The sequence below is a fragment of the Nitrosomonas sp. GH22 genome, from assembly GCF_009833115.1.
Lineage (GTDB): Bacteria > Pseudomonadota > Gammaproteobacteria > Burkholderiales > Nitrosomonadaceae > Nitrosomonas > Nitrosomonas eutropha.
Genome location: NZ_QRCA01000050.1, coordinates 1 through 8,477 on the forward strand (window position 1 = coordinate 1; position 8,477 = coordinate 8,477).

Consider the following 8,477-nt stretch of genomic DNA (forward strand, 5'->3'; position numbering starts at 1 on the left):
GGTATGTAGGTAAGTGTACCTATCACTTTACCCTGGTGGTTAATGACTACACCAACATGTGTATCTAAATGGGTATCAACGCCAAGAATAACTTCATTCTGAATCAATGTGCCGTCCATATTTTATACTCCTCAGTCAGGATTGGCGCATTACCAACCCCACTTACCGGACAGGACACTCACGGTGCAATTCAAGGCTCCTATTAGGTCACATGTATTGGGCCCGGCAACGCTCGGGGAATGCCTGGGCCAGATCGACAGGTCAACGCAAAGGCACCACTTCGCCAATCCCAACACGGGTCAGATCAAGCCAGGCATTCCATACCATATTAAACTGAGTATCCCAACAGTTTCCTTTGCGGCTCATGCTTGCAGCGCATACTGTATTTGGTCAGCAGTGCCTGGTACGTATCTGAGGCGTATTGGCTGCCGCGGTCCGAGTGTAAAATGAGCCCTGACTCTGGGCGATGCTGCTATCTCTGGAAGCAATGGGGACAGGCTGGCTATCGGAATCTGCGCAAGTGTCCGCAATGCATGGAACACGAGCAAGTCGGCGCACGGGCCATGGCGGTTATCAAAAACACTGGCACTGGCTCAAGCACTTCCCTTGCGCTACCTTGAACAACTGGGTATTCCGAGCCCTGCGGCGCGGAAGGAATTTAATCTGTCGAACCACCGTGGTACGTGACCCGTATGCCCGGTGGTGTGGGAGGAGAGGCATTGCGAGGTGCCTCCCTATCCCGATTAGAGCAAAGCAAATTCAGAGCCAGTCAAAGAAAGATTGAAATAGGGACAAAAAGCGGACATAATGACCTCAAATAATCCCTTTATTGAGGAATAACGAATTATGTACCAAGCTCACCCATTGGAGTTGCTGAGAACAGCTCGTAACCGCTATACGCAAAAGCAACTGGCTGAAATCCTTGAGGTTGATGTCAGAACAGTCCGTCGTTGGGAAGTTCGCGAGACTGATCCGCCGACCTATCTTTCGGATGCAATCAGGCAAAGAATTCTTCCTCTGGTTGAGGATACCGGAGGAGAAGATAGATTACGCTTCATTGATTTGTTTGCAGGAATTGGTGGCATAAGAATGGGGTTTGAGGCACACGGAGGAAAGTGTGTATTTACCAGTGAATGGAATAAATTTGCACAAAAAACCTATTTGGCCAACTACCCCCAAACTTCAGACCATGCGTTTGTCGGTGATATAACCCAAGTTGATGAAAAGGACGTTCCAGATCATGAAATTTTATTGGCAGGTTTCCCTTGTCAGCCCTTTAGCATTGCGGGTGTTTCCAAAAAAAATGCATTGGGCAGACCACATGGATTTGAATGCACAACCCAAGGCACACTCTTCTTTGATGTAGCAAGAATCATTGCTGAAAAACAACCCAAAGCCTTTTTACTTGAAAATGTCAAAAACCTTCTGTCCCATGACAAGGGCAACACATTCAAGGTAATTATCCAGACGCTTCGTGACGAGCTTGGCTACGAAGTGCATTACAAGGTTATTGACGGACAGCATTTCGTCCCCCAACACAGAGAGCGTATTTTGATTGTTGGCTTCAAAGGAAGCACGGATTTTTCCTGGGGTGCTTTACAGCTGCCGGAGAAAGGCGCAATACAGCTTTCGTCCATTCTCCATCCACAAGATGGTGGTGAGCAACCAGAAGAACCATTTACCGTTGGAGAAAAAGCAAAGGTCAACATTAAATACACACTCACACCAAAACTATGGGCATATTTACAGGCTTATGCTGAAAAGCACAGAAAGGCTGGTAATGGATTTGGGTTTGGATTGGTTAATGGTAATGACATAGCAAGAACCCTATCTGCTCGTTATTACAAGGATGGCTCTGAGATACTCATATCACAAGAAAAAAAGAATCGCCCCAGACGGTTAACGCCAAGAGAATGCGCCAGACTTATGGGATTTCCGAATAACTTCATAATCCCGGTAAGTGATACCCAGGCTTACAGACAATTCGGGAACAGCGTTATCATGCCCGTCATGAAAGAAGTTGCTCGTATTATGTTGCCTTATGTGAGGGTATTGAAAGAAAAAGAAGAAGGAGCTGTTAAGCAGGAATCGCTTAGGCTATGACAGATGTTGTTGATAAGCTCACACGCAGTCGAATGATGGCAGGTATTCGTGGAAAAGACACGAATCCTGAAATGGTTATAAGAAGCGGGCTTCACAAATCAGGCTTCCGTTTCAGGCTTCATGACAAAACCCTGCCAGGCAAACCGGATCTGGTTTTAAGGAAGTATAACGCCGTGATTTTTATAAATGGATGCTTTTGGCATAAGCATGAATGCCGGTTATTTAAATGGCCTAAAACCAGACCAGAATTCTGGAGGGAAAAAATAAACAAAAACCATGAAAATGACAAATCGAGTATAGAGAGTCTTTCCAGGCTTGATTGGCGTATATGTGTGGTTTGGGAGTGTGCGGTAAAAGAAAAAAACAAAGACCAGTCGAAAGTAATACATAAAATTGCTACATGGCTGACTGGTGAAGCCAGCTATCTGGAGATCGCAGGGTGAAGAAAGGTTATTTGTCGCAATATTTTGAAGGGGTGGCAATAAAAAATTTAAGCGCTGTTGAGGCTGATATTCTAACTTCAAATCAGCACGAGTTTAATGGTGTTGAAGGCCTGCGAAATATCCTTGGTGAACCCGATGGAAAAGTTAAATACCCGGCAACATTTATGTACCTGACCGATCATGACGATGAGCCAATTATAGAAGATGGATTTTTAACCTGGTATGACGCAAGACAAAAAGCAAGAATAGAACGAGGTGTAATGCGGTATGAGTATCGCCTGTATTTTCCAACCAACCAAGTATCTCAGCTTGCCAACGCTGGAGATATTCTTGTTATTGCCAAACGTCCTGATGACACGCTCCTGGCAATCGTGGCTGAGGTAGAAACCACAATTGCCAGGCAGATACTTTGGTTGTTTGGATTTTCAGATTTGCCTCATCCCGGCTTTTCAGTTCGTGAAGAATTAGAGACTGAACAGGATCGAATTGAATTTGCATCGCGGTTTATACTTGAAAGTATTGGTGTAACCGTTCAGGTTTCAGAAGAAACATGGCTTGATGAAATACTTGGAAAATTCAATGGAACATTTCCAACATCAAGGGAATTTTCCTCCTTTGCTCGCTTAACGCTTCCTGATGTAAGTCCGCAAGACGGTCAGGATGCCGCTTTGATGGCCTGGATGGAGAGAGAGGAAATTCTTTTCCGGACATTGGAGAAACATTTGATTGGAGAACGTTTGTCTCAAGGCTTTGATGGCGATGTGGATGGTTTTATATCCTTCTCCCTGTCAGTGCAGAACAGAAGGAAAAGTCGCGCAGGACTCGCACTCGAAAATCACCTGGAAATTTTATTCGGGGAATGTGGAATCCGATATACTAGAACTCCTAAAACAGAAAACAAGTCAAAGCCGGATTTTATTTTCCCGGGAATAGAAGAATATAGAACCTCGGAATATGACCCACTGTATCTCACAATGCTTGGGGTAAAGTCATCATGCAAAGATAGATGGAGGCAGGTTCTGGCAGAAGCTGACAGGATTGAGCAAAAGCATTTGCTGACACTTGAGGCTGCTATCAGCGAAAACCAGACTGATGAAATGGCAGCGAAAAATTTACAGCTTGTTTTGCCAGAAGAATTACACGATACATATTCAGAGGCTCAAAAACCACGGCTGATGAATGTGTCTCAATTTATAGAACTTGTGCGAAAAAGGCAGCCATGAGAAAAATGCTCTAACAAACGCATGCACTCCGACAAAATAAAGCTGCGCCGCTACGCTCTGCACCTTTATTTTGTCGGTGATGCGAAGCGTTAGCCTTCACAAGCAGCCAATCGCAAACTTGAGGAGCAGATGTGGATAACCTTGATCGAGTGAAAGAGAAATTGGACAAGGAGCTTGCATTGGTGGCCCCAAACACTGATCGCGTTCGGAGACGAGCTTTTCACCGGGTTCCGTAAGCGTGGCTGGCTTACCCTGGGAAAGTTCGGAGTCCTCGGGACTTCTCTCTTCGCCATAAACGTCCCCGCGTACAACAAGTCACACTTTGCCTTTCAGTCGTGGAGCATCGGCAACCTTGAGTACCAGATTGGCAAGCCCGAGCAGTAAGGGCTAACAATTTATTCAAGCCGACGCTATGCACCGGCCTGTCGGGTCACGAATTGATCGAATTCGAGGAACGGTGTACAGCACCATCTATCCTCTCATTCGAGCGTACACCGCTTGGCGGCTTGTGCCCTTGTGTCATTCAATCTACGCTTCGCATATCTTGAATTACTTCGGGTGACTGACGCTCAATTCGCGACCAGTTAGCGATCACCTACGTTAGAGCATTTTTGGTTTACTTGTTTACATATCCACATGAAACGAAGTAGTTGGCACACTCCTCCGGGGTGAACAGATCCAACACTTTGCCGATCTGTGCCCATAAGGCATCCATGGTTCGTTTAGCGGCTTTGCGTAATAGGGCTTTGAGTTTGGAGAATGAATCGTCCCGGGTTATCCGGTGGGTGACTGGAGGGTTCGCCATCTGATGCAGCAAGCCAGCTTGCCAGTAAAGTATCGGAAGGAGTATCAGGAGAAAACTAACCCTCATTACCAACCACCAGGGTTTGAGAATCAGCTGAATCGACCCTTCGATGGGGTCAAACTAAATCAAGTCTACGTTGGGGCAGAATCTCTCTTGATACCCGGCAAGGCTGGCTATATGTGGCGGGACGTGGTAAGCCAGTGTTTACTGCCGGTTATCCGTTACGCCTGGCCGTTGAACAATACGCCCTGAATCTTCCCCAGCGCACCCGCAATTCGGATGGCTTCTTCCGAAGGAATCTGGCGAATGACTTCCTGCGTTTGCATATCCACAATTCTGACCACGGTCTTGCCGGTATCTTCATCAATGGAAAATTTCAGGTTCTGCGTTAACGTCTGGGTGAATTGCTGAATCTGGTTGACGGCTGCTTCCACCTGCTCTGGTTGAATCACATCATGCTCAATCTTTTCGGCAACAGGCGGTTCTTCACGAATCGAACGATCCATCGGTGGCACTGGCGCCGCTGTTTGTGTCTGCGTCTGTAACAAATCAGCTACTACACTGGTGATATGCATCTCCATGTTCCCTCTCCTTTTCTTAATTCATTCACTCTACCAACCCCTCTGGATTGCCACGGCCCCAAAGGACCTTGCAATGACAAAGTATGCCGTCTTTGCCAAGCACTTGACGGAAAAAAACCGCCATTGCGAGCACTGGTGCGAAGCCACCCACCCCGTCTTTGCGAGGAAGCATAGCTGACGAAGCAATCCAGCAACCATCGTCACCATTAACAGCAATCCGGTAACTACCTGCATACTGGATCACCGCGTCACGTTGCTCCTCGCGATGACAGAGTGTGCCGTCTTTGCGAGTTGCGTAAGCAACGTGGCAATCCAGAAACGTTACGGAACAATCCGGCCCTTCCATTCCCATAACCACTGCTCACACAATTTCCTCATACAAATCTCGCCAATCTGGATTTAATGTTTCAATCAAGGCCAGTTTCCTGGCGCGGCTACCAGCCTTGATCTGCTTCTCCCGCAGAATCGCACTTTCCATTAACCCATGCTGCTCATACCAGACCAGCAACTTGCACTGGTATTTCTTGGTAAACCCTTCCACCACGCTTTCCCTGTGCTGCCAGGCGCGTTGTACAAGATCAGAAGTTACCCCCGTGTACAACGTACCATTACGCTTGTTAGCCATGATATAAACACACGGATCCTTCATCTTCACCTATTGCTGACAAAGAACACTATCCTGGCGTTGCTGCTGGATCGCTGCAGCCTTGTCAGGCTTCGCGATGACGGAGTGTGCCGTCTTTGCGAGCACTTCAGTGCGAAGCAATCCAGCAACAATCTGCGTTACTGGATTGCTTCATGCCCGTGGCATTAGCAATGACGGGCGTGGTGCTTATCTCAACAGGGACAATACGTTATTGGGTAACGAATTGGCTTGAGCGAGCATTGCGACACCAGCCTGCTGCATAATCTGTGCACGGGTTAGCGCGGCGGTTTCGGCAGCAAAGTCTGCATCCTGGATACGACTGCGGGAGGCGGACAGGTTTTCCGCATTAGTTTGTAGATTAGTAATAACTGAACCGAAACGATTCTGCATAGCACCCAGATCAGCGCGTGAGGAGTTGATAGTACTTAACGCTGCATCCACTGAGCGCATTACTGCTTCAGTACCACTTACGGTACTGATGTCAAAGGCTGTGACAGCAGTGCCAGTAGCCTCGATATTTTGCGGAGTGAAGCTTGCATCAAAACCGGTAGTGAAGTCGAAGGTGCCGGTAACACCAGCTGGTGCAGCGTAGCTGATATCCAATTTACCCCCTGTAGTAGCATCAGCAGCAAGGCCATAGTCAGCTTCGGTACCACTAACTCCTGTGAATACTGTAGTAATATTACGTCCATCAGCGGCAACTAAATCTACACCAGAACCATTATCAACAGCCCTTACTCCAGTCACGGCCGACTGGGCATTGATTTGTTCCACGGCATGGGCACGATTACTGACTGCATTGTTGGTGTTGGTGAGGCTAATAGCCGTGCCATTGATATCAATTGAATCTGCATCATTAGCAGAACCAGTGACGGCAGAAGTTTGACCTAATACCTTGGTCTCGTTGGCACGTACTGTCAGGCCGGAAATACCGGCATTGTTGAGTGCATTGGTGATGGCTTTGGCGTCATCAGCTACATCACCAAGGGTATAGACCTGGCCACCAACCGTTACAGCTTTGGGTGATACAGTATCATTGGCAGTGCCGATAGAAAAGCCAGTCTTGTTGAAACCCTGGTACTGACCCAGATCACTGGCACGAGCACTGGTGATTTGATCGACAGTGATGGTTTGGCCAGCATTAGCTCCTATCTGAAAATTCTGGGCTTTGAAAGAACCATCCAGCAGTTTAGTACCGTTGAAATCAGTTTGTGTTGCCACGCGATCGATTTCAGCAATCAATTGATTGACCTCGGACTGCATAGCAGCACGATCAGAAGCAGAATTAGTCGCGTTGGAGGATTGCACTGCTAGTTCACGGATACGCTGCAGGTTATTACCAATTTCACCGAGTGCGCCTTCGGCAGTTTGTGCCAGTGAAATACCATCGTTGGCGTTACGTGCCGCTTGGTTGAGGCCGCGGATTTGCGAGGTCATACGCTCGGAAATGGCCAGCCCGGCAGCATCATCCTTGGCGCTGTTGATGCGCAAACCGCTGGATAAACGCTGTAAGGCGGTACTGAGTGAACCTTGCGATACGTTCAGATTACGCTGTGAATTGAGTGACGCAACGTTGGTATTAATAACTTGTGGCATTTTTATTTCCCCTTCCGAGAAGTACTTTTTAAAGTATCGTGGCGCTCTTTCATAGCGAGCCCACCATCGTTTTCCGGCCCTGATCTGCTTCTGTGTGCAGAGTATTCAACCGCCGTTGAGAGCAGTAACGGACCGCGTAAGGAAAGGTTTAGAGGAATAAATAGAAAAACAGCTTTTCTTTTTTAACCAGTGAAAACTGGAACTGAAGGGAAAATGGGCGGCTATTTAGGCGTTTGCCTAAAAACCGCCATTGCGAACGCCCAGCGTGAAGCAATCCAGCGGCAATGTTAACGAAGGCATAAGGTGATGTGCCCTGGTGCTTTTCTGGATTGCCGCGGCCCGCCACCCGCCACACTTCGTTCGCGGTCGCGGCTAAAGGCTACGCGGCTCGCAATGACATCGGTGGGTGTGGATTGTGGTGTTCGGGTGTTGCTGTCGGTGGTGACAATGGCCATGGGTTGTACGCGGCACGACGGTAGGAAAACAACCTCCGTCTTTGCGAACGCGTAGCGTGAAGCAATCCAGCAGCAATGATAAGGAAGGCACTGGATTGCTTCGTCAGCTGCGCTTCCTCGCAAAGACGGCAATTTTTATCACTGGCCGGTACTGGACTGCTACCTGCCACACTACACTCACACATGTGTTCGCTTTATCTATTGCTCAGCTTGAGTAAGGTAACTGAATCGTCCTGGGTTTTGAGGAGGCTGTTTGGTTAAAGTCAAGCCACCGGAATGGCTTTCCTGGCGAATTGCCTATAGTAGTTTACCTCAGCTTCTGCGGGAGGGATGTAACCGATTGTTTCCAGCAGCCACTGGTTGTTGAACCAGGCTACCCATTCCAGCGTTGCCAGCTCCACGGCCTCCCTGGTTTTCCAGGGGGCGCGCTTGTGAATCAATTCTGTTTTGTACAGTCCATTGATGGTTTCTGCCAGCGCGTTGTCGTAGCTGTCGCCCTTGCTGCCGACCGAGGGTTCTATTCCGGCTTCGGCGAGTCGCTCGGTATAGCGAATGGAGACATATTGCGAGCCTCTGTCGCTATGGTGTACCAAGGCATCCATCCGCCCCGGTTGCCGGGCATACC

9 protein-coding genes and 2 pseudogenes are annotated in these 8,477 nt (G+C 48.2%); 4 read left to right on the plus strand and 7 right to left on the minus strand.

Annotation, left to right across the window (positions count from 1 at the left end; genetic code table 11):
* Positions 1-339: 339 nt before the first annotated feature.
* Positions 340-472 (minus strand): annotated as a pseudogene (locus tag ABF86_RS11725) (DDE-type integrase/transposase/recombinase); the annotation flags it as partial.
* Between ABF86_RS11725 and ABF86_RS11730 the strand changes: the two are divergent.
* The 4 genes from ABF86_RS11730 to ABF86_RS13205 all read left to right on the plus strand — a co-directional run bounded on the left by ABF86_RS11730 (position 447) and on the right by ABF86_RS13205 (position 3,769).
* Entirely contained in the window at positions 447-620 is a 174-nt protein-coding gene (locus ABF86_RS11730) for a hypothetical protein (RefSeq protein ID WP_204987607.1), read from the plus strand. The pseudogene ABF86_RS11725 and the gene ABF86_RS11730 sit on opposite strands and share 26 nt — an antisense overlap.
* Positions 621-846: 226 nt before the next feature.
* Positions 847-2,103: a DNA (cytosine-5-)-methyltransferase gene (gene dcm / locus ABF86_RS11735; protein ID WP_074710686.1), complete on the plus strand. Its 1,257-nt coding sequence runs from the start codon at positions 847-849 to the stop codon at positions 2,101-2,103.
* Positions 2,100-2,546, plus strand: a complete 447-nt coding sequence (gene vsr, locus ABF86_RS11740) for a DNA mismatch endonuclease Vsr (protein ID WP_074710684.1) — start codon at positions 2,100-2,102, stop codon at positions 2,544-2,546. Before dcm ends, vsr begins: the two co-directional genes overlap by 4 nt.
* A complete protein-coding gene (locus ABF86_RS13205; RefSeq protein ID WP_074710682.1) occupies positions 2,543-3,769 on the plus strand; it encodes a type II restriction endonuclease in 1,227 nt (408 codons plus the stop codon). The genes vsr and ABF86_RS13205 overlap by 4 nt, the downstream gene beginning before the upstream one ends.
* 616 nt (positions 3,770-4,385) lie before the next feature.
* Here the strand turns inward: ABF86_RS13205 and ABF86_RS12960 are convergent.
* The 6 genes and pseudogenes from ABF86_RS12960 to ABF86_RS11775 form a co-directional block, all read right to left on the minus strand.
* Positions 4,386-4,538: pseudogene (locus ABF86_RS12960) on the minus strand (IS630 family transposase); the annotation flags it as partial.
* Between the two features lie 257 nt (positions 4,539-4,795).
* The gene (locus tag ABF86_RS11755) at positions 4,796-5,155 is read right to left on the minus strand and encodes a flagellar protein FlaG (RefSeq protein WP_083331364.1); all 360 of its coding nucleotides are present in this window, start codon (positions 5,153-5,155) and stop codon (positions 4,796-4,798) included.
* Between the two features lie 25 nt (positions 5,156-5,180).
* Positions 5,181-5,507, minus strand: a complete 327-nt coding sequence (locus ABF86_RS11760) for a hypothetical protein (protein ID WP_160803626.1) — start codon at positions 5,505-5,507, stop codon at positions 5,181-5,183.
* 9 nt (positions 5,508-5,516) lie between these two features.
* Positions 5,517-5,780, minus strand: coding sequence for a GIY-YIG nuclease family protein (locus tag ABF86_RS11765; protein WP_345889573.1), 264 nt, complete (start codon positions 5,778-5,780; stop codon positions 5,517-5,519).
* 207 nt (positions 5,781-5,987) lie between these two features.
* Entirely contained in the window at positions 5,988-7,397 is a 1,410-nt protein-coding gene (locus tag ABF86_RS11770) for a flagellin (protein ID WP_160803628.1), read from the minus strand.
* A gap of 718 nt (positions 7,398-8,115) precedes the next feature.
* On the minus strand, positions 8,116-8,477 hold a 362-nt coding region (locus tag ABF86_RS11775), incomplete at its 5' end, for an integrase core domain-containing protein (protein WP_160803629.1).

What these genes read in the sequence shown, in the direction of transcription:
- ABF86_RS11765 (WP_345889573.1), bottom strand. Translation starts at nt 5,780, where the DNA reads ATGGCTAACAAGCGTAATGGTACGTTGTACACGGGGGTAACTTCTGAT.
- ABF86_RS11755 (WP_083331364.1), bottom strand. Translation starts at nt 5,155, where the DNA reads ATGGAGATGCATATCACCAGTGTAGTAGCTGATTTGTTACAGACGCAG.
- ABF86_RS11770 (WP_160803628.1), bottom strand. Translation starts at nt 7,397, where the DNA reads ATGCCACAAGTTATTAATACCAACGTTGCGTCACTCAATTCACAGCGT.
- dcm (WP_074710686.1), top strand. Translation starts at nt 847, where the DNA reads ATGTACCAAGCTCACCCATTGGAGTTGCTGAGAACAGCTCGTAACCGC.
- ABF86_RS11760 (WP_160803626.1), bottom strand. Translation starts at nt 5,507, where the DNA reads ATGGGAATGGAAGGGCCGGATTGTTCCGTAACGTTTCTGGATTGCCAC.
- vsr (WP_074710684.1), top strand. Translation starts at nt 2,100, where the DNA reads ATGACAGATGTTGTTGATAAGCTCACACGCAGTCGAATGATGGCAGGT.
- ABF86_RS11730 (WP_204987607.1), top strand. Translation starts at nt 447, where the DNA reads ATGAGCCCTGACTCTGGGCGATGCTGCTATCTCTGGAAGCAATGGGGA.